General features: G+C 70.9%; 17 protein-coding genes. 10 read left to right on the top strand and 7 right to left on the bottom strand.

Going from position 1 to position 19278, the window contains the following annotated elements:
• Positions 1-20 precede the first annotated feature (20 nt).
• From G4D87_RS03615 to G4D87_RS03600, 4 genes are all read left to right on the top strand, one after another.
• A complete protein-coding gene (locus tag G4D87_RS03615; protein ID WP_163778814.1) occupies positions 21-1874 on the top strand; it encodes a cytochrome c/FTR1 family iron permease in 1854 nt (617 codons plus the stop codon).
• 72 nt (positions 1875-1946) lie between these two features.
• Entirely contained in the window at positions 1947-2675 is a 729-nt protein-coding gene (locus tag G4D87_RS03610) for a GlsB/YeaQ/YmgE family stress response membrane protein (RefSeq protein ID WP_240357984.1), read from the top strand.
• 186 nt (positions 2676-2861) lie between these two features.
• Positions 2862-3542, top strand: a complete 681-nt coding sequence (locus tag G4D87_RS03605) for a hypothetical protein (RefSeq protein WP_240357983.1) — start codon at positions 2862-2864, stop codon at positions 3540-3542.
• Between the two features lie 210 nt (positions 3543-3752).
• On the top strand, positions 3753-4715 hold the full coding sequence (locus G4D87_RS03600; protein ID WP_240357982.1) for a WD40 repeat domain-containing protein: 963 nt from the start codon (positions 3753-3755) through the stop codon (positions 4713-4715).
• Positions 4716-4737: 22 nt separating this feature from the next.
• Here the strand turns inward: G4D87_RS03600 and G4D87_RS03595 are convergent, their stop codons facing one another.
• Together G4D87_RS03595 and G4D87_RS03590 are read right to left on the bottom strand one after the other, a co-directional pair.
• Positions 4738-6267: an MBL fold metallo-hydrolase gene (locus G4D87_RS03595; RefSeq protein WP_163778808.1), complete on the bottom strand. Its 1530-nt coding sequence runs from the start codon at positions 6265-6267 to the stop codon at positions 4738-4740.
• Positions 6264-7559: an HD domain-containing protein gene (locus tag G4D87_RS03590; protein WP_163778805.1), complete on the bottom strand. Its 1296-nt coding sequence runs from the start codon at positions 7557-7559 to the stop codon at positions 6264-6266. Before G4D87_RS03590 ends, G4D87_RS03595 begins: the two co-directional genes overlap by 4 nt.
• Positions 7560-7693: 134 nt before the next feature.
• Here G4D87_RS03590 and G4D87_RS03585 point away from each other — a divergent pair, with 134 nt between their 5' ends.
• The 3 genes from G4D87_RS03585 to G4D87_RS03575 all read left to right on the top strand — a co-directional run bounded on the left by G4D87_RS03585 (position 7694) and on the right by G4D87_RS03575 (position 10715).
• Positions 7694-8773: a D-alanine--D-alanine ligase family protein gene (locus G4D87_RS03585; RefSeq protein ID WP_163778803.1), complete on the top strand. Its 1080-nt coding sequence runs from the start codon at positions 7694-7696 to the stop codon at positions 8771-8773.
• Positions 8685-9152 (top strand): GNAT family N-acetyltransferase, encoded by a 468-nt coding sequence (locus G4D87_RS03580; protein ID WP_163778801.1) that lies wholly within the window; start codon positions 8685-8687, stop codon positions 9150-9152. Before G4D87_RS03585 ends, G4D87_RS03580 begins: the two co-directional genes overlap by 89 nt.
• 63 nt (positions 9153-9215) lie before the next feature.
• Positions 9216-10715, top strand: coding sequence for a transglutaminase-like domain-containing protein (locus G4D87_RS03575; protein ID WP_205507410.1), 1500 nt, complete (start codon positions 9216-9218; stop codon positions 10713-10715).
• A gap of 22 nt (positions 10716-10737) precedes the next feature.
• On the opposite strand, the gene G4D87_RS39915 is transcribed toward G4D87_RS03575, so the two are convergent.
• Positions 10738-12828 carry a thioredoxin domain-containing protein gene (locus G4D87_RS39915; protein ID WP_163778795.1) on the bottom strand — a complete coding sequence of 697 codons (2091 nt, stop codon included), beginning with the start codon at positions 12826-12828 and terminating at the stop codon, positions 10738-10740.
• A 199-nt stretch (positions 12829-13027) separates the two neighbouring features.
• Here G4D87_RS39915 and G4D87_RS03565 point away from each other — a divergent pair, with 199 nt between their 5' ends.
• Positions 13028-14326, top strand: coding sequence for a glycosyltransferase family 39 protein (locus tag G4D87_RS03565; protein ID WP_338044888.1), 1299 nt, complete (start codon positions 13028-13030; stop codon positions 14324-14326).
• Between the two features lie 84 nt (positions 14327-14410).
• On the opposite strand, the gene G4D87_RS03560 is transcribed toward G4D87_RS03565, so the two are convergent.
• The 3 genes from G4D87_RS03560 to G4D87_RS03550 are packed head-to-tail and all read right to left on the bottom strand — an operon-like array spanning position 14411 to position 16994.
• Positions 14411-15118 (bottom strand): iron-containing redox enzyme family protein, encoded by a 708-nt coding sequence (locus tag G4D87_RS03560; RefSeq protein WP_163778792.1) that lies wholly within the window; start codon positions 15116-15118, stop codon positions 14411-14413.
• Positions 15088-16008, bottom strand: coding sequence for a GNAT family N-acetyltransferase (locus tag G4D87_RS03555; protein ID WP_163778789.1), 921 nt, complete (start codon positions 16006-16008; stop codon positions 15088-15090). Before G4D87_RS03555 ends, G4D87_RS03560 begins: the two co-directional genes overlap by 31 nt.
• Positions 16005-16994, bottom strand: a complete 990-nt coding sequence (locus G4D87_RS03550) for a DUF3419 family protein (RefSeq protein ID WP_163778786.1) — start codon at positions 16992-16994, stop codon at positions 16005-16007. Before G4D87_RS03550 ends, G4D87_RS03555 begins: the two co-directional genes overlap by 4 nt.
• Between G4D87_RS03550 and G4D87_RS03545 the strand changes: the two genes are divergently transcribed.
• Positions 16993-17952: a fatty acid desaturase family protein gene (locus G4D87_RS03545; protein ID WP_163778784.1), complete on the top strand. Its 960-nt coding sequence runs from the start codon at positions 16993-16995 to the stop codon at positions 17950-17952. The two genes, G4D87_RS03550 and G4D87_RS03545, sit on opposite strands and share 2 nt — an antisense overlap.
• On the top strand, positions 17945-18817 hold the full coding sequence (locus G4D87_RS03540) for a phosphatase PAP2 family protein (protein WP_163778781.1): 873 nt from the start codon (positions 17945-17947) through the stop codon (positions 18815-18817). The genes G4D87_RS03545 and G4D87_RS03540 overlap by 8 nt, the downstream gene beginning before the upstream one ends.
• A 4-nt stretch (positions 18818-18821) precedes the next feature.
• Here the strand turns inward: G4D87_RS03540 and G4D87_RS03535 are convergent.
• Positions 18822-19278, bottom strand: a 457-nt coding sequence (locus tag G4D87_RS03535; protein WP_163778778.1) for an MFS transporter, incomplete at its 5' end; no start/stop codon positions are given.

Raw genomic sequence — 19278 nt, 5'->3', positions numbered from 1 at the left:
CCACTGGTAGAGGGGGTGGCATGACTCGCGCCGCCTCGCTGCTGGTGTTCCTCCTGCTTGCCCTGCCTGTGGCGTCCCGCGCGGACGACGGCGCCTCCGAGGAACGCACCTGGCACCGGCTCATCGGCATCCTCCAGTACCTGGAAGCGGACTATCCGCTCGCCATCGAGTCGCAGTCCGCGTTCGAGATGGAGGAGCAGAAGAGCTTCGCGGCGGAGGCGGTGGACGCGGCGCGCGGACTGGGCCCCGCCGCGGCGGCCTTCCTGCCGCGCGTGGAGGCCATCCAGGCCCGCGTGGACAAGGGCGAGGACCCTGACGGCGTCAGCCGCGACTGCGGTGAGCTGGTGGAGAACCTCGTCACGGCCGGAGGGCTGGCCCGCAGCCCGCGCCGCCCGCCGGACCTGGCGCTGGGCCAGTCGCTGTTCGCCACCAACTGCGCCGCGTGCCATGGCGCGGACGGCAGCGCGAACGTGGCCATCGCCGCCAACATGGAGCCGGCGCCCGCCAACTTCCAGGACGCGGAGCTGATGGAGGGCCTCACGCCGTACAAGGCCTTCAACACCACCAGCTTCGGCGTGCCGGGCACCGCGATGCCGGCCTACCCCACTCTGTCCGAGGACGAGCGGTGGTCGCTGGCCTTCTACGTCTTCACCCTGCGCCTGCCCCAGTGCGAGGGCACGCCGCCGCGCATCTCCCTGGAGCGGCTGGCCAACGCCACCGACGCGGACCTGGTGAAGGAGTTCGGCCAGGAGCACCTGGCCTGTCTGCGCCGGAAGATGCTGGACGCGGACGAGGAGCGCTCGCTGCTCGCCGCCCGGGAGAACGTGCAGGAGGCCATGCGCCTGGGCGCCGCGGGAGACTTCGCGGGCGCGAAGGGGGCGCTGCTGGACGGCTACCTCAACGGCGTGGAGCCGGTCGAGCCCAAGCTCAGCGCGCGCGACTCGGCGCTGACGCTGAAAATCGAGCAGGGCTTCCTCAAGGCCCGCATGGCGGCGGAGCGCGGCAGCCCACACCTCCAGGACGAGGGCCGGGAGCTGCTGGCGCTGCTGGACCAGGCGCGGCGTGACTCGGGCACCACCTCGAGCCTGCTGTCCACGATGTGGCTGACGCTGCTCATCCTGCTGCGCGAGGGCTTCGAGGCGACCATCATCGTCGCGGCGCTGCTGGCCGCGCTGCGGAAGATGAAGGCCACCGAGCACGCCCGCGTCGTGCACTTCGGGTGGATTTCCGCGCTCATCGTCGGCGCGCTGTCCTACGTGCTCGGCCGCCACCTGCTGGCCGGTGCCCAGCGCGAGTGGATGGAAGGCATCGCCGCGCTCGTGGCGGTGGCCATGCTGCTGTACGCGGCGCTGTGGCTCAACGCCCGCTCCAACATCAGCCAGTTCATGGGCGAGCTGCGCGAGAAGATGCAGGGCGCGCTGGGCCGCGGCAGCATGCCAGGCCTGTTCCTCATCGCCTTCACCGCCGTGCTGCGCGAGAGCTTCGAGACGGCCATCTTCCTCCAGGGGCTGGCGCTGGACTCGCCGGAGGGCGTGGCCTGGGGCGCGCTCGCGGGCGCGGTGGCCATGGTGGCCCTGGTCCTCTTCATCAACCGGCTGGGGTACCGCCTGCCGATGAAGACGCTCTTCAACGCGTCCACCGTCGTCCTGGTCCTCACCGCGGTGATGCTGCTGGGCAAGGGCCTGCACTCGCTGCAGGAAGTCGGCGCGCTGCCGCTGGCGCCCGTGCCCTTCGTCACCGTGGACATGCTGGGCATCTATCCGGACGCGCTCTCGCTCGTTCCCCAGCTCCTGCTGGGCGCCGTCCCACTGGCGCTCGTCCTGCTGCGCCGCAAGGGCCGGGCCCAGCCTGTCTCCGAGGCCCCCGCGGGTTAGGCGACGCGCGCCCGTCGTTGCGGTAGCGTGTCCCAGGTGAAGGTTTCGCGAGCGCACGCCATCGGGTTGGCCATGCTGGTCCTCTCCTCGGGGCAGAGCGCCGCCTGGGCGCAGGAGCCCCCCGCGAGCGAGCCCGCCCGGGCGCCCGCCTCCGAGCTGACGCCGCCGCCCCTGGTGCCAGCCCCGGGCGGCTGGGATGCGCCAACGCGCAGCGACGTCGACGCGGAGCGAGCCTCCCGCCCGAGCCAGGAGACGGAGGGCACGACCTCCGTCAACGAACAGGCCCTTCCTGGCAAGGCCCGCGCCCGCCCCGCGGACCCCGTGCCACGGGTGGCGGTGGAGTTCGTGGCCGGCGCCGGTGGCGGCCTCATCGCGGGCACCGTGGGCATGCTCACCGGTTTCATCGTGGGTGCGTCCACGGTGGGCTGCGACGAGTGCGACATCGTCGCGGGCGTCGGAGGCATCACCGGCGTGGTGATGGGAATCCCCGCCGGGACGTGGATGGGCGGCAAGCTCATGGGCGGCCAGGGCACCTTCCTCGCCACCGCGGGTGGCAGCCTCGTGGGCTGGGGTGGTGCGCTGATTGGCTCCGCGCTGCTGGGCATCGGAGACAACGAACCCGGCGGCGCGGTGTTCCTGCTGCTGCTTCCCGTGGTGGGCGCCGTCGCGGGGTATGAGCTGTCATCGCCGGAAGAGGCGCGCCCCGCGCTCACCCGCAAGGCCCCGAGCACGTTCCAGGTGGTCCCCGTCGCGGGGATGGGTGAACGCGGGCCGCGCCTGGGCCTCGCTGGCAGCTTCTGAGGCGAAGCACCCCGGGGTCGCTGCGCGCCTCGGGAGCTCGCCCCCGCCCCCTGGAGCAGGCCTCCTGGGGCGTGCCAGCGGCGCGGTGCCTCGAGCCGCCGCGCGCCGTCCGTTCAGCGCGAAACCCGTCACGGAGGCGATGGCATCCGTGCCCGAGCCGTGCTCTCACTCCGGGCATCAGCGCCCATGCTCTCCCATCCGAATCGCCCCCTCCTGTTGACGCTCCTGCTGCCCGCCCTCGCGCTCGCCCAGCCGACGGCTGACGCGCCGCGGAGGCCAGCGCCCGTGACGCCCACGCAGCAGCGGCCCGCGGTGGGCCGTCCGTCACCGGCCTCCAGGCCACCGGCCGCTCCCCGGATGCATCCGCCCCAGGATGCGCCGTTCCCGCTGGGCGCGCGCCTCGTGGGCGAAGCGGTGGGCGGCGCGCTGATTGGCGCCTCCGGCCTCGCGGTGACCTTCCTCGGGGGCGTCCTCGTGGCGGACCGGGTGTCCTGTGGCTACAGCGAGTGCAGGTCCGGGAGGAACCTCAGCCTCATCAGCGCCTCGCTGGGGATGGGGCTCGGCGCGGCGTCAGGCGTGTACCTGGGAGGCTCGCTGATGGATGCACGCGGCGGCTTCCTGCCCACGCTGCTGGGCGGACTGGTGGGAACGGCCGCGCCCTTGGCCGTCGTGGCGCTGTCGGGCGAAGCATCCTGGGCGGCCCTCACCGCCACCTTCGCCGTGCCCGTGGCGACGTCCATCCTCGCGTTCGAGCTGTCCCACGGCGCCCACCAGCGGCGGCGCCAGCAGGAGCGCCCCGTGGTGGTGGTGCCCACGGCGAGCCTGGCCCCGGGAGGCGGGGCGCTGGGGCTCACCGGCCGCTTCTAAACGGCCGAACGCGATACGCTAACGACCTCAGGCGGTACGCCGGAGGTCGCCTCGGCGCAGGACCGCCATGCACCACCGGAAGGTGAGCGGGCAGTCGCTCCTCTCGCCCCAACGCAGCAGCGGCTGGCGCTGCCGACGACCCAACCAGAGCCCATCCTTGCCCTCGGGCAGGGCCGCCTCGATTCACGAACCTTGGCTTAGACTGCAGCCATGTGGCGCCGTTATCCCCAGTGGCTCGATAGAGACGAACCCGATGGCGATCCGCTCGGGGCGCCGATGCTGTGGCCCGACGGGCGTCACATCGCCGCGAACGGGCGCGGGCGCATCTTCCTCTGGAGTCTGGCGACCGGTGAGTGCACGCGGGTCCTGAAGACGGGCGCCATCTGTCGGAATGGAGAGCCCTGGTTCCGGCTGGCGGGTGAAGCCGAGCTGGGCCGCGTGCTCGAGGCACACAAGATCCGCGGCCTGGCTGTCTGGGACTCCAAGGACTGGCGACGCGTGCAGACCTTCGAGGGCCACGGAGAGGAGGTCCAGGCCGCCGCGGTCGTCAGCGAGGACCGCGTCGTCTCCATCAGCGCCGACAGCAGCGCGCGGCTGTGGGACGCATGGACGGGCGAGAACCTGCGCACGCTGTGGACTGGACCGCTCTACGCGCTCGCGCATGCGCCCGCCCAGGGCTTCGTCGCCGTGGGCGGAAGCAACGGCGCCGTGCACCTGCTCGAAGACCTCACGCTCAACGTCCGCGCCCTCTTCCACCTGAGCATGGCCACCGCGCGCCATGAGCCCCTCGGCGACGAGCGCAAGAAGCAGCTCGGCATCGTGTGGAACCGCCCGTCGAACACCCTCCGGGCGCTGGCCTGGCACCCCGACGGAGAGCACCTCCTCTGCGGGTCCTGGGACTTCGTGGCCCGCATGTTCCACAGCCGCACCGGCCGCGTCGTGCGGCAATGGCAGGGCCATGCGCACTGGGTGGACTTCGTCGCGGTGGAGCCCACGCTCGGGCTGCTGTGCACCGGGAGCTCGGATGGCACCGTGCGCATCTGGTCGCTCGACTCCACCGAGTGCCTCGCCGTGCACGACGTCGGCCACGCTGACCTGGGCGGCCTGCTGGTGCACGACCGGACGCTCTACGTGACGTGTCAGCGGGAGCTGTTGTCAGTGCCTCTGGACTAGTTCGAGAATCACGAACCTCGGTTCAGGCGCGGAAGTAATGGAGCGACTCCTCGCGCACGAGGCCCTCCTCCACCAGCTTCTCCAGGGTGGCCAGCGCGCTGCGCTCCGCGATGGGGTGCAGCAGCGGCGGCGTGTCCGCGTAGGCCAGGGACACCACCTGCGCCAGCGTGGCGCCGTTGGGCGGAACGGCCTGGAGGATGAGCGCCTCCCGCGCCGCCCGGTGGTCCAGGTACTCCTGGAGCTTCGCGGGCCCGTCCGGAATCGGCGAGCCGTGCGCCGGGTACAGCGTGCTCACGGGCCAGTCCCGCAGCCGCGAGAGCTGCGTCAGGTAGTCCCGCATGTGCCCTTCCGGCGGGTCGATGACGATGGTCCCCACGCCGGCCACCATGTCCCCCACCACCGCCGAGCGGCTGCGCTCGTCCACGAGGCACACGTGCCCCCGCGCATGCCCCGGCGTGTGCAGCACGCGCCAGCGCTGCGGCACCTCGCCCGCCAGCGCCAGCACGTCGCCATCCTCCAGCAGGCGCTCCACCGGGAAGTCCAGCCGGTCCGCCGTGCGCGCGTGGCACCACAGCGGGATGCCCAGGCGCTCCTTCACCGCGCGCGCGCCGCCCACGTGGTCACCATGGTGGTGGGTGAGCACCACCGCCACCGGCCGCAGTCCCTCCGCCTTCAGGCCCGACACCAACGACAGCAGCTTCGCGTACTGCTTCACGTCCGCGGCGCCCGGGTCCACGATGAGCAGCTCGCCGTTGCCCAGCACATACGCGTTGGTGTGCGCGGCGGGCGGCAGCGTGGGCGTCTCCAGCGCCACCACGCGCACGCCCTGCTGGAACTCGATGCGCTGCGAGACGTACCCCGGGCAGAACGGAGGCGTCGCCAGGCGCGCCAGGACGTCGGACGCATCCGTGAAGGCGCCCAGCACCTGGAAGGCATGCACCGCGGGCGGGTGCAGCAGCGCCGAGCCATCTCCCCACCGCGCCAGGGCCTCCGCGGGCTTCACCCAGGCGCCCTCGGCGAGCTCGCCGGGCCACCACTCCGCGCGCGCGTGGGCGGGCAGCTCCACCAGGTAGAAGCGCGTATCGAAGCGCACGGGCAGCGACGGCGGCGTCACCCACCGGCCCGCGGCGCGGAAGTCGTCCGCGTTCAGCGACAGCCCCTCCGCCTCCAGCAGCGCGCCCCACCCCAGCGCCCCGTCCAGGAGCGCCTTGCGCAGCGACTCCACCTTCGCGGGAGACAGCGCCTGTGCGCCGTGGGCCACCAGCACGCCCGCCTCCTCGAAGAGCTCGCGCGCCGCGGCCGAGCGCAGCGCCGCCTCCTCTCCGCTGGCGCCCGCCACCGGCACGTCCGCGTCGGCCGCGTCCAGCTTGCCGCCGGGGAAGGCATAGAAGCCGCCCGCGAAGCGGAGCGCCTTGCCGCGCTTCACCCAGAAGACCTCCACGCCCGCCCCCGCGCGCCGGTACAGCAGCGCCACGGAAGAAGGGCGGGCCTCCACCGGACTGTGGGCCAGCAGGTCCAGCCCCAGGCCCAGACTGGGAAGACGCTCGCTCATGACTCCACCGCCTGGCCAAGCAGCCGGCCCATCAACGCATGCGCCTTGTCCGCCTGGTCTGGCCGGACGTACAGCCGGACCAGCCGCACCGCGCCGCTGTAGCGTTGATACAGCGGCGTGTAGCGCGCCACCTCCGTCAGCCGGCCGGTGGACGCGTCGATGATGTACAGGCTCGGCCCCCGGCCAGACGGCCCGGAGGTGTACTTGCTGAGCACATTCTGGGATTCGACGACGTAGTGGTCGAACTTGTGGGACACCAGCGCGCTGCGCAGCACGTCCAAATCGTAGCCCGTGTCCCGCTCCGTGAACTGCGCCAGCAGCTTGTAGCCCTGCCGCCGGCTGATGCGCTGGGCCCACGGATTCCTGGAGCGGCGCAGCGTGTACCAGAGCGCCGAATCGTCACAGAGCAGGAACTCTTCCGGATCCGAAGGAATCTCGAACTCGCCGGGCGACTCCTCGTAGTAGCGCCGCAGCATGTAGTCGAAGTTCACCGAGGTGTGGTGCAGGTACACCGACACGAACATGTGATAGCGGCTGAGGAGGAAGTCCTCGAAGGCGAAGGCCGCCGCCCGGCTGAGGGCGAGGTAGGCCCGCCCGTCCTTCATCGCGGGATTGAGGTTGCTGACAATCCAATCCATGTCGTACCGGCCGTAGTTGACCCCTGTGTAGAAGGAGTCGCGCAGCAGGTAGTCCATGCGGTCCGCGTCCAGCTCGCCGGAGACGATGGCGCGCAGCAGCGGCGTCCAGTCCACGCCCTGGTGCGTGAAGCCCGGGTCCTTCGGCGGCTTCGCGCCCGACACCAGCGCCACCGCCGCCATGGGCGTAATCCCCAGGTCGCCGAAGTGTCTCTCGATGATGGGCGTCAGCGAGCTGTCGAGGAGGATTTTCGCCGTGTAGTCCTCGTGCGTGGCCAGCTCCCCCTCCGCGGTGCCGTCCAGCCACGACGGCAGGCGCAGGAGCGAGCGCTTCGGGGCGATACGCTCCGAGGCATGCGACAGCGGCATGTGCCCCAGGTCATGGCAGAGGACCGCCAGCCGCACCGCCGCGCAGAAGCGCTCCCGCACCTCCTCCGGCAGCGACGACTGGGCGGCCACCGCGCCGAACACGCGCGAGGCGACATGCATGGCCCCCAGGGAGTGGATGTGCCGCGTGTGCGTGGCCCCGGGAAAGGCCAGGTCCCCGAAGCCGAGCTGCCGGACATAGCGCAGCCGCTGGTAGTGCCGGCTGTCGATGACGGCCTTCTCGGAGTCACTGACCGGGATGGTGCCGTGGATGGGGTCACGGATGCGCATGATTCCCTTTCCATACTCCTGGATACCCCCTCGGGAGGTCATCAAACGTACCGCGAACCTCTCCGGGGGGCAGCCGACCTCACGTGCGGACTGTGATGGAGGCAGGGGACGTGGTAACCCTCCGGCACCACCGAATGCACATCATCCTGCTGCACAACCGCGACCACGACCTCCTCGAGGACGACCCTGGGCGGGAGGCCCGGGAGGACGTGGTCCGTGTCGTCTCCGCCATGGCGGACGCCCTCAACCAGGGCGACACCCTGGCCGAACCGCTCGCCATCGAAGGCGACCGGCTCGACTTCGTGGACACCCTGCGCCGGCGCCAGCCGGACCTGGTCGTCAACCTCTGCGAGTCGTTGGCGGCCGACAGCCGCGGAGAGATGGCCGTCCCCTGTCTGCTGGACGCGCTGGGGCTGGCCTACACGGGCTCGTCCGCGCTGTCCCTGGGCCTGGCGCTGCACAAGCCCAAGGCGAAGGAAGTGCTCACCGCGCGCGGCGTGTCCACCCCGCCCTTCCGCGTGGTGGAGCGCCTGGAGGATGCGCTGGCGGTGGACCTGCCCTGGCCGCTCATCGTCAAGCCCGCGCGCGAGGACGCCAGCATGGGCGTGACGGCGGAGTCCGTGGTGCACGAGCGCGCCGCGCTGGTCCGCGCCTGTGACGCGGTGCTCCGCGAGTTTCATCAGCCGGCCCTGGTGGAGCAGTTCATCCCCGGGCGGGAAATCTATGTGCCGCTGCTCGGCAACCAGCCACGCCAGGCGCTGCCCCTGACGGAAATCGTCTTCGGCCGTACGTTCGAGGACAGACCCAACATCGTCTCCTACAACGCGAAGTGGGAGGCGGCGTCGGCGGAGTACCGGGACACCACCAGCGGATTGTGCCGGCTGGACGGGAAGCTGGAGGCCCGTTGCGTGCAGGTCGCGCTGGAAGCCTTTGCAGCACTGGACTGTCAGGACTATGGACGGGTCGACCTCCGGGTATCCCCGGAGGGCGTGCCCTACGTCATCGACATCAACCCCAACTGCGACCTTCATCCGAGCGCGGGGTTCGCCAAGGCCGCCCTGGCCACCGGTATGGACTATCCGGCCCTGGCGTCCCGGCTCGTGGAGGTCGCGCTCGAGAGAGCACATGGACATCCGTCCCATCGAAGAAAAGGACAGGGCGCCAATCGCCGCCCTGATTCGAAAGATCGAAACCTTCTCGCCGCAGGAGGTTGAGGTCGCCACCGAGCTGGCGAACACCACGCTCACGGCGGGCAACACGGACTACGCCATCATCGTCGCGGACCGCGGCGGCGAGCTCGTGGGGTACGTCTGCTACGGCCCCACGCCGATGACGGAGGACACCTATGACTTGTACTGGATTGCGTCCGCGCCGGAAGTTCGCGGTCAGGGCGTAGGCGCGGCGCTGGTGTCCGCCATGGAGGGGGATTTGCGCCGCCGCAACGGGCGCCTAATCCGCGTGGAGACGAGCGCCACCGAGGCCTACGGCCCCACGCGCGGCTTCTACGCCTCCATGAAGTACGGCGAGGAGGCCCGCATCCGGGACTTCTACAAGGTGGGGGACGACCTCATCATCCTCACCAAGCGGCTGTAGTCCCCGCGCCGACAGGCCGGGCGGGTGAAGACAACGGGCCCTTCCCTCGTTAGAAGGGGCACGATGACTCGCACGCACCGACCGACCTCGCTGGCCCTCGTGTCCCTGTGCGCCCTGCTGGTGGGCGCACCGTCCGCGCTCGCGAGGGCGCCCGCCCCGGCAGCCAAGGCCGCTGCCGCACAGGCCCCCGTCTCCGACGTGGTGAAGGCCGCCCGGCCCAAGGGCGGCGAGTACTTCGGCCTGTACCTCATGGACAAGAAGGTCGGCTGGCTCTTCACCGACCTGGAAGTCCTCCCGGGACAGCCCGCGCGGGTGAAGACGACCAACCAGCTCGTCTTCAAGGCCATGGTGGGCTCGCGCGTGTCGGAGCGCATGCATGACGAGGAGCGCATCTACGAGGCGAAGCCCGGCGGGCGCCTGCTGTCCTTCGTCGTGAAGCAGACGGGTGACGGCGGCACGCAGACGCTGGAGGGCACGGCCACCGCGGACGGCGTGCAGGTGGTGCGCAAGCGCCCGAGCCGCCCCGACGAGACGCTGCCCAGGCTGCCGCCCACGAAGGAGCGGGTGGAGGACGCCGACCCGCCGCGTGTGGCGCTGCTGCGCAAGGCGAAGGTGACGGGCTTCTCGCTGGATGGGATGGACCTGGAGTCCTACGGCCTCTCCACCACGGTGGAGCCCGAGGAGCAGCGGACCATCAACGGCGTGCGGGTGAAGCTGGGCAAGGCCGTCACCGTGTCGGAGAAGGAGAAGGTCCCCGTCGTCTCGTACCTCACCCAGCGCGGGGAGATGGTGCTGGTGGACTACGGCACGACGATGCAGGCCCGGAAGGAGACGGAGGCCGTCGCGAAGCGGCTGGACCTGGTGGAGGTCTTCGGCCTCACCCGCGTGGTGCTGCCCAAGCCGCTGCCCGAGTCCGCGCGCGCCGTACCCGGCCACGTCACGCTGGTGGTGCAGGGCCTGCCCGCGAAGTTCCAGGAGCAGACATACCGGCAGCGGTTCAAGCCGCGGCCGGACGGCGGCGTGGAGGTGACGCTGTCCGCCGCCGCGCCCAAGGCGCGCAAGCCCCTGCCGTTGAAGGACCCGGAGGGCGGCGAGAATCTCAAGTCCACGCTCGTCGTGGAGAGCGACGCGCCGGCCATCCGCGCGCTGGCGAAGCAGCTCGTGGGGACGGAGAAGGACGCGTACCGCATCGCCCAGAAGGTGAACACCTGGGTGTACTCCAACCTGGAGAAGGACTACGGCGCCAGCGCGGACCGGGCCACGGACGTGCTGAGCCAGAAGAAGGGCGACTGCACGGAGCACTCGCTGCTGTCGGTGGCGCTGCTGCGCGCGGCGGGGGTGCCCGCCCGGCGCGTGGACGGCGTCATCTACATGGTGAACCAGGACGGCGTGCCCGCCCTCTACTGGCACGAGTGGGTGGAGGCCTTCGTGGGCGAGTGGACCCAGCTGGACCCCACCTTCAACCAGGTCGTGGCGGACGCCACGCACTTCGCCTTCGGCAAGGAAGGCAACGCCGAAATCACGCCGCTCATCGGCGCGCTGAAGGTGACGGCCGTCAAGTGACGCGGGCCGCGCCGGCCCCTCTTCAGGGGCCGGTGAGCGCCGCCAGCCGCTGGGCGAGCACGTCCGGCTCGGTGACGGGCAGCTCGCAGACGAAGCCCCGGCACAGGTAGGCGGCGCCCCGCCCCTTCACCGGCTCGCGTCCCTCGAAAGTCCCCTGCAGCAACGCGGGCACGGGCTGTCCCGGTGCCTTCCAGGCCAGCGCCACGGTGGGCGCGAAGGCACGGTCCACGGCGGCCCGCAGCGGCGCCACGTCGTCGGACGCGCCCGCGACGGTGACGGACGCCGCGCCCTCCAGCAGCGCATCCGCCGCCAGGCCCAGGTAGCCGTAGCCCATGGCGTTGCGCATGAGCCCGTCGTGCATCCGCGCCACGTAGCGCTCCGGCAGCTCCAGGTGCCGCTTGTCCCCCGTGAGCGCCGCCAGCTCCACCTGCGCCTCCGTCAGCGTGGAGGCGCCGGACGGGAAGGCGTTGTCGAAGAGGCCATACGTCGCCACCACCAGGTCCTTCTGTCCCCGGGGCGCGGTGAGGTACGCCGCCTTCTCCGCGTCCCAGAAGAGGTCCACGGCCCGGCGCACCAGCGCGTCCGCCGCCTCCAGGTACTTCACGTCGAAGGTGGCCTGGTAGAGCGCGGTGAGCCCCGAGGCCAGGTCGCCGTAGTCCTCCAGGAAGCCGTCGATGCGCGCCTGTCCCTCCTGGTACGAGCGCGCCAGCCGCGTCCCGTCCCACGCCTTCTCCAGCACGAAGTCCGCGGCGTCCGCCGCCCACCTCGCCCACTCCGGCTTGCCGAAGACACGCGAGGCCAGCGCGAGCCCGCGAATCATGAGCCCGTTCCAGCCCGACAGCAGCTTGTCGTCCCGGCCGGGCTTCACCCGCCGCTCCCGCACGTCGAAGAGCGTCTGCTTCGCCGCGGCCAGCTCGCGCTCCACGACGTCTTCGGAGACGCCGCGCTCCCGCGCCAGCTCCGACACGGGCACCACCACCTCCAGCACCGTGGCGCCGTGCTCGAAGTTGCCGCCGGGTTTGATGCCGAAGTGGCGCAGCACCCGCTCCGCCTGCGCTTCCGGCAGCGCCGCGCGGACCTCCTCCGGGCGCCAGACGAAGAACTTCCCCTCCTCGCCCTCGCTGTCCGCGTCCTGCGCCGCGTAGAAGCCGCCGCCCGCGTCGGTCATCTCGCGGCGCACGTAGGCCACCGTCTCCTCCACCACCTTGCGCCACAACGGGCGCGGCTCCACCTGCTGCGCCTGCGCGTAGAGGTGCAGGAGCTGCGCGTTGTCGTAGAGCATCTTCTCGAAGTGGGGCACCCGCCAGCGCGCGTCCACCGAGTACCGATGGAAGCCGCCCCCCAACTGGTCATAGAGGCCGCCCAGGGCCATGCGCTCCAACGTCAGGAACACCGCGTCCTTCAACGGCGCGCCCCCGCCTCTTCGCCACGCGCGCAGCATCAGCGCGAGGTTCATCGGGTTGGGGAACTTGGGCGCGCCGCCGAAGCCCCCGTGGACCGCGTCCACCTGCTTCGCCATGCGCTGGCCCATGCCCACCACGTCCGCCGTCGTCAGGACCGCGGGCGCGGCCTCCAGCCCGTAGGTGGCCAGCTCGCCGAGCCCCTCCTCGAACTGGGCCGCCTGCCCCTGCACCTCGTCCTGCTTGTTCTCCCACGCGTCCCGCAGCGCCATCAGCAGCCGGGGGAAGCCCGGGCGGCCGTAGCGGTCCTGCGGCGGGAAGTAGGTGCCGCCGTAGAAGGGCTTCAGGTCCGGCGTGAGGAACACCGTGAGGGGCCAGCCGCCGCCCTGCCCCATGAGCTGCACCACGCCTTGATAGAGCTGGTCCAGGTCCGGCCGCTCCTCGCGGTCCACCTTGATGTTGATGAAGCCCTCGTTCATCACCCGGGCCGTCTCGGGCGACTCGAACGACTCGTGCGCCATGACGTGGCACCAGTGGCAGGCGGAGTAGCCCACGGACAAGAGGATGGGCTTGTTCTCCGCCTTCGCCTTCGCGAGCGCCTCCTCCCCCCAGGGGAACCAGTCCACGGGGTTGTGCGCGTGTTGGCGCAGATACGGAGAGGGTTCCCGGGCCAGACGATTGGAAGTGTCAGCTGACGGAGGGGGCGTGGCCATCGGGGCTCCAGGAAGGGGAATGGCTGTCGAGATACGAACCTGCGTGAGGGCGGGCAAGCCGAAAGCACTGGAGGGATGCTGGTCAACAGCGGGGCGAGCCGGGTAGGTCGCCGCCGTGTCTCCGCCGTCTCCCGCCGTCTCGCGTCCCGCCTCGGCGGGACTCCGTCTGAAGACCTGCGTGGCGCTGCTCGCCGTGGCGATGGGGGCGCGGCTCGCCCTGGTGCTGGGCACGGACGTCTACTTCGACACGGCCTATTACTGGCAATGGGCCCGCAAGCTCGACTGGGGCTACTTCGACCACCCGCCCTTGGTGGCGTGGCACATCGCCCTGCTGGGCATCGAAGGCACGGCGATGCTGTGCGGCGTGGGGACGGTGGCCGCGGTGTGGCGGCTGGCGCGCGACGTCCACGGTGACGCGGCGACGGCCTGGCGGGCGGCGGCGCTGTGGAGCGTCGTCCCCGCGGGCGCGGTGGCAGGCGTGTGGCCCACGCCCGACTCGCCCCTGCTCCTGTTCTGGACGCTGGCCCTGTGGGCCCTGTGGCGGGAGCGCTGGGCCCTGGCGGGACTGGTTGGAGGGTGCGCCCTGCTGTCGAAGTACCCCGCCGTGCTGCTGGGCGTGGCGTTCCTCATCGCCACGGTGCGAGCGCGGCGCATGCCCTGGGGGGCGTGGCGCACGGCGACGCTGGCGGGCGCCTGCTTCGCTCCGGTGGTGCTCTGGAACGCGGGCCATGACTGGGTGGGCTTCACCTTTCAGCTCAGCCATGGCCTGGGGCGCGGCTGGCGCAGCGGTTGGAGCACCTTCGGCGAGTTCCTCGCGGGGCAGCTCGCCATGGGAGGACCGGTGCTCTTTCCCCTCGCGCTGGTGTACGGCGTGCGCGGTCCGCGCGAGCACTTCCTGCTGCGCATGGCGGCCTGCGTTCCCCTGCTCTTCTTCGGCTACGCGTCGCTGCGCACCCGGGGTGAGGCCAACTGGCCGTCCGCGGCGTACATCGCGGCCTGCGTGGGCGTGGCGGGGATGCGGCCTCTCTGGCAGCGCGCGGCGGCGTTCAGCGGGCTGGCGGTGGTGCTTGTGATGGGCTCGCACCTGCTCTTCCCCGTGCTCCACTTCCGCCGGGACACGGCGCTGTGGCGGACGCACGGCTGGAGTGTGCTGCGCGAGTTGGCCACGCCGCAGCGACTGTTCCCCGGCCTGTCGCCCGACAGCGTCGCCGCCGTGTACGCGCCCAACTACCAACTGGCGTCCCAGGTGGCCTACTACGCGCGGCGGCTCACGAAGACGGGGGCGCCGGCGCGCTTCAGTCAGTACGACCTCTGGTCCGACCCGGACGTGACGCCCGGGTACGACGTGCTGTGGGTGAGCGAGGGCGGGCCTCCTCCTCCCGAGGACCTGGTCTCTCGCTTCACGACGCTGGAAGGCCCCGTGGAGCTCTTCGGCGACTTCCGTGGACGCAGGTTGCACACCTTCCAGGTGTGGCGGCTGCGCGCACGAAAGCCCTGAGCGTCAGGTCCGTCGTCTTCGAGTGCTGCGGCCCTGGGCATCTGTCGGAGGCGCGACGCGGGTAGGTCCGAGCGAGCAGCGGCCCTAAGCCAGCCGGCGGTGACGCGCCCGGAACAGCGCGTCGTACAGGCCCAGGAAGAGGTGCCCGCCCAGCGTCAGGCCCTGCTCAATCTCGGCCGCCCCGGCCTCCGTCTCGTAGGGCGCATCCAACTGCCGGTAGAAGCCCTCCGCGTGCGCCTCGTCGAGGTCCGCGTGCGTGGGGTAGTGCACCACCTCGCCGTGCTGGAGCCAGCCCCGCGCGACGATGCCACGTCCCAGTTCCAGGGAGATGCCGCTGAAGAGGTCCTCGATGATGCCGAACACGGCGAGCCCGGTGAGCGGCCCCTCAAACGCGGCGACACCCGTGAGCGCCACGTTGAAGGCACGCACCTCCGGCCACGCCACGAGCCGCTCCACGCGAGCCGGCGCAACGCCCAGGCGAGAGAGGAGCACCTGGAACGTGCGCTCGTGGCCATGAGCCAGCGTGCCGCGGCCGTGCTCATCGAAGATGTTCTCCACCAGCGGCAGCCGCTGGTGGGGATTCGGCAGACGGCTGACGAGCAGCGCCATGGGCCTGGAGAAGTGCGCCACCGCGGAGAAGAACTGGAGCTGCGTCTCGACGAAGTCCTCCCGCGCGAAGGTGCCGTCCCTCAGTGCGCGCAGGTAGGGCGCGTCCAGCACGTCCCACGCCGCCTTGAGTCCGGCGATGTGCTGCCGCAGCTTCAGATTTCGGACGAGGGGAGGTGCACCCATGCTGGCGTCCTGACGGGAAAGGAGAGGTCCAGAGAATAGACGGTGCACACCGAATCCGGCGCGATGCCCGCCTCACGCAGCCAGTGGACATGGTCCTCCAGCCGCTCGTCGATGCTGAAACAGGTGAGCGCCTCGCCCCCGAGCGCCGCCAATTCCACGCCGCAGGTACGAAGGTACTCGCCCCAGCCGTGTGTCCAGGCGTCGGGCGGTGCCGCCAGGTGGACCAGGGGCCACGGGCGCCCCGTGGACAGCCGCTGAAGGTCCTTGTCCCCCGCCGTGGTGCACCACCCTGCCCCCTCCAGTGCCCTGGCGGGCGCGGGCCCCAGGCGGAGCCCCGCGCCCGTGGGACGCGGAGGCGCACGCCGGGTCTCCAACGCATCGAGCCGTGAGGGCGGTACGAAGTAGAGCGCGAGCCGGCTCGCGGGGCGCCCCATGCGCAGCGGGTTCCAGCCTCGGGCGATGCGCATCACGTCGCCCTGGGCGCCGCGCATCGCCGCGCCATAGAGGAAACGAATCCGGCGCAGCGGCGGGATGAGGAAGAGGTGCTTGAGGCCCTGAAGCAGGAGCTTCGTGGAGAGGCCGGAGCCCCGCGCGTGCTTCGCCAGCTTGAGGTCGCAGATATAGAGCGCGTCCACCTTCCGCGTCCCGTGCCACACCGGACGCAAGACCCCCGTCACGGAGCCGAGCAGGTCGTCTCCACGGAGCGCCAGCAGGAAGTACGCCTCGCCCATGGAGGAGAAGAACGGGTGGTACTCGGGCCCATGGTCGATGAAGAAGTGGTCGGCGCCATCCGCGAGCGGATAGAGGATGTCACGCTCCAGCAGGCGCAGCCGCTCGACATAGGGCCCGATCGTGTCGGGCCGGGCAACGATGAAGCGCACGGCACTCATGGGCTGTCTGGCACGCGGAAGCCGACCTCGATGCGCTCGTAGAACAGGCTCCGGTCCCTGGCAAGCAGCTCCGCGCCGAGCGCGTCATCGAACTCGAAGGCAGGCTGGAAGAAGCGGCGAAGGTCCCGGCGGTTGTTGAGCTGACGGATGAGGACAGCGCAGCCGGGCCGCGCCTCACGCGCGAGCAACCCCGCCCACTCAGCTACCAGCGCGTCCTCCGACCAGTCGAAGATGTTGGAGAGCGAGATGACGTCGAAGCGGTCCAGGCGCGGCACCTGCGGCAACGAGCCCTGGACGAGCGTCAGCGCCAGCGGGCCCTCGGCCTGGAGATACTCGGGAGCGTCCTCACACTGGTATCTGCCGAGCAGGACGTGCTGGAGGAAGGGATTGCGGTGTGCATCCTCACGCTGGAGGCCGCGTTCGAAGACCGCCTGGAAATAGCCAGGATACGAGCCGGGCTCGGCGTGTTGTGTCGCCGCGGGCCCAAACATGGTGTTCAGCAGCGACGCCGCCAGGGCCAGCTCAAAGGCCACGGGCCAGTAGGGCGAAGCGAACCAGCGGGCACAGGCCTCCCGGCGTTGTGAGGCCGGGGTGGCCGGCGCGAAGAAGGCGGCGAGCTCTTGCGCGGGCGCGACGAACTCCTCGATGAACCGGCGCAGCGTGCGGAAGAGCCCCTCGAATTCGCCGCGCTGATTCAAGGCCGCCGTGTCCTCCGCGTCCACGCTGTAGCGGGCCAGCGGAAGGCGGCCGAGCCCCTCCGCCTTCTCCCGGACATGCGCGAGCTGACGCGGGTTGAAGTCGAAGCCCACCAGCTCGAGTTCTGGATGGCGCCGCGCCAGGGTGAGGAGCGTGCAGCCGCCCGAGGCCACCGTGAGCACGGCCCGCGCCCGCGTGCGCTCGACGAGCGCCAACTCCAGCGCGGCATCCTCCCGGACAACGGCGAACTTCAAGCGATGGGGCGGCGTCGAAACCAGGACAGGTTCCATGGCATGGTTCTACCTCGGAACCACCATGCCGCCCGCGACAGAATCCCTCACCCCTTCGCAGTTGCGTGAACTGGAGCAGGTCGATGCGCGGCACGTTCCGCGACTCGTCGTGTTCTTCGTGCTCTACCTGGGCGCGGCGGCGCTGTCCGTGGTGCTCGCGGCGCGGGACGCCACCGGGTCCGTGTGGCTCGCTCGCGCCCCGCTGTACCTCATCGCCGCGGCGTCATTGCATGGCATCAGCCTGTTCACCCACGAGGCCGTCCACGGTGGCCTCTCGCGGTGGCCCTGGCTGAACCGGCTGGGGGGCATCGCCTGCGCGCTCCCGGTGTTGCAGAACTACGCGGCCTACAAGGTGCTGCATCTGAAGCACCATGCCGACCTGGGCGGAGGGAAGGACCCGGACCACTACGCCAACTACACGGGCCGACGGTGGCTGGAGTTGCTGATGCATGTGGGCCGGCTGCTGCTGGGCTACCCCGCGTACATCACGATGATTCCCATCCTGGGCTGGCGACAGGGAACGACCGCCGAGCGGCGATGGGTGCTGCTCGAAGTGGCGCTGGCTGGCGCGGGCCTCGCGGCCGCGGTCCTCTTCATCCCCGGACAGGTGCTGCTCCATGCATGGGCGATTCCGATGCTCCTCCTCAACACGCTGGTCAACGTCCGGGGCATGAGCCAGCACACCTTCCTGCCAGAGAGCACGCACCCGGTCCGAGGCTCCCGGACCATCCTGTCGAACCCGGTGACGCGCTTCTTCATGTGCAACGAGAACTACCACCTGGAGCACCACCTGTACCCCCGCGTGCCCTGGTACAACCTGCCCGCGCTGCACCGGACGCTGCGCGCGGACCTCGTCGCGCAGGGGGCCCCCTTCATCCCGTCCTACTTCTCGTTCGTGCGCGGCGTCCTCTCCGGCTCGCTCATCCGAGGGGCGAAGCCCGCCACGCCGGATGCCTGAGCGGCTGTACCCGCACGAAGTGCTCTTGGCGGCGTTCGGTATCGCCCTCTCGACGGCGCTGGCGTTCGTCGCGGGAGTCTCCGCGGCCGTCACCGTGCAGGCTGTTGGCGGCACGGTGCTGTTCATGGGCAGCGTGGCGCTGCTGACGCGCCTGGACGCGGTGGCCCAGGTCTTCCGGGCCCGGCTGCTGCTCGCCTACCTCGCGACGTTCTTCTTCTATGCCTCCGTGAAGCAGGCCGTCCCCGCGCTGGGGCTCGTGACGCGTGACGCGTGGCTCCTGTCCGCCGACGTGTTCCTGTTTGGCATCACCCCGGCCGCGTGGCTCCAGCGGTGGAGCACGCCCTGGGTCAACGAGTTCTTCAGCGCCAGCTATCTGGCGTTCCACGGCTACCTGCACCTCGCCATGGCCTGGGCGCTGGTGGGGCCACGGGCGCGGGCGGAGCGCTTCTTCGTCGACGTCTTCTCCGCCTATGTCCCGGGCATCGCCGGCTACTACCTGATGCCCGCCATCGGACCCGTGGCCGCCTGGCCGGAGCTGTTCACCGTCCCCCTCGAGGGCGGCTGGTTCACACAACTGAATGCCGCCGTCGTGGCGAGTGGCTCGTCCACCTACGACCTCTTCCCCAGCCTGCACACGTACATCACGCTGGTGCTGCTCGAACACGACCGGCGTCAGCACCCGTGGCGCTTCCGGCTGATGTTGCCCGTCGCCGTGGCCATCCTCATGTCCACGCTGGTGCTGCGTTATCACTATGCCGTGGACCTGCTGGCGGGCGCCGCGTGGTTCATGGCGTTTCGCGCCTGCTTCTCCCGGCTCCAGCACGCCACGGCGACCACCGTGCGAGCCCACTTCAAGCGCGTCTGAGGCGTCATTCCGGTTCGCGCGTCGCGGCGCTTGCCCGCAGCGCGACCGGAAGCCGCCACGCCACCACCAGGGTGGCGAGCGTTCCACCCGCGCCCACCACCAGCAGCGTCACCGGCGCGGACGTCGCATCCAGCAACAATCCCCCGGCGACGTAGGACAGCCCCGCGGCCACACCAATGGCTCCGTAGAAGTTGCCGAACACCCGGCCCCGCATCCCAGCCGGCACCCAGCGCTGGATGAGCGTGTGACTGGCCACATCCATGGCGGCGAGGCCCACACCGCGCACGGCCTGCATCGCGAACGCGGCGGAGACGGCCCAGGCCAACCCGGTCAGCAGGTTGCCCACGCTGCTCACCGCGAAGCCCAGCACCAGCATCACCGGCATCGCCGCCCGCGCTCCCAGCCGCGACATCAGCGCGTAGCCCGCGACCAGGCCCAGCCCCACCGCGCCCAGCAGCAAC

This window comes from Myxococcus vastator, assembly GCF_010894475.1.
Classification (GTDB): domain Bacteria; phylum Myxococcota; class Myxococcia; order Myxococcales; family Myxococcaceae; genus Myxococcus; species Myxococcus vastator.
Note: the sequence above shows the minus strand (reverse complement) of the source record. Positions and strands in the feature narration are given on the sequence as shown.

Bases quoted from the DNA above. Each gene is read 5' to 3' on its own strand.
- G4D87_RS03545 (WP_163778784.1), top strand. From the start codon at position 16,993: ATGGCATGGTTCTACCTCGGAACCACCATGCCGCCCGCGACAGAATCC.
- G4D87_RS03615 (WP_163778814.1), top strand. From the start codon at position 21: ATGACTCGCGCCGCCTCGCTGCTGGTGTTCCTCCTGCTTGCCCTGCCT.
- G4D87_RS03585 (WP_163778803.1), top strand. From the start codon at position 7,694: ATGCACATCATCCTGCTGCACAACCGCGACCACGACCTCCTCGAGGAC.
- G4D87_RS03605 (WP_240357983.1), top strand. From the start codon at position 2,862: ATGCTCTCCCATCCGAATCGCCCCCTCCTGTTGACGCTCCTGCTGCCC.
- G4D87_RS03560 (WP_163778792.1), bottom strand. From the start codon at position 15,118: ATGGGTGCACCTCCCCTCGTCCGAAATCTGAAGCTGCGGCAGCACATC.
- G4D87_RS03610 (WP_240357984.1), top strand. From the start codon at position 1,947: ATGCTGGTCCTCTCCTCGGGGCAGAGCGCCGCCTGGGCGCAGGAGCCC.
- G4D87_RS03565 (WP_338044888.1), top strand. From the start codon at position 13,028: ATGGGGGCGCGGCTCGCCCTGGTGCTGGGCACGGACGTCTACTTCGAC.
- G4D87_RS03600 (WP_240357982.1), top strand. From the start codon at position 3,753: ATGTGGCGCCGTTATCCCCAGTGGCTCGATAGAGACGAACCCGATGGC.
- G4D87_RS03540 (WP_163778781.1), top strand. From the start codon at position 17,945: ATGCCTGAGCGGCTGTACCCGCACGAAGTGCTCTTGGCGGCGTTCGGT.
- G4D87_RS03590 (WP_163778805.1), bottom strand. From the start codon at position 7,559: ATGCGCATCCGTGACCCCATCCACGGCACCATCCCGGTCAGTGACTCC.
- G4D87_RS03580 (WP_163778801.1), top strand. From the start codon at position 8,685: ATGGACATCCGTCCCATCGAAGAAAAGGACAGGGCGCCAATCGCCGCC.
- G4D87_RS03555 (WP_163778789.1), bottom strand. From the start codon at position 16,008: ATGAGTGCCGTGCGCTTCATCGTTGCCCGGCCCGACACGATCGGGCCC.
- G4D87_RS03575 (WP_205507410.1), top strand. From the start codon at position 9,216: ATGACTCGCACGCACCGACCGACCTCGCTGGCCCTCGTGTCCCTGTGC.
- G4D87_RS03550 (WP_163778786.1), bottom strand. From the start codon at position 16,994: ATGGAACCTGTCCTGGTTTCGACGCCGCCCCATCGCTTGAAGTTCGCC.
- G4D87_RS39915 (WP_163778795.1), bottom strand. From the start codon at position 12,828: ATGGCCACGCCCCCTCCGTCAGCTGACACTTCCAATCGTCTGGCCCGG.
- G4D87_RS03595 (WP_163778808.1), bottom strand. From the start codon at position 6,267: ATGAGCGAGCGTCTTCCCAGTCTGGGCCTGGGGCTGGACCTGCTGGCC.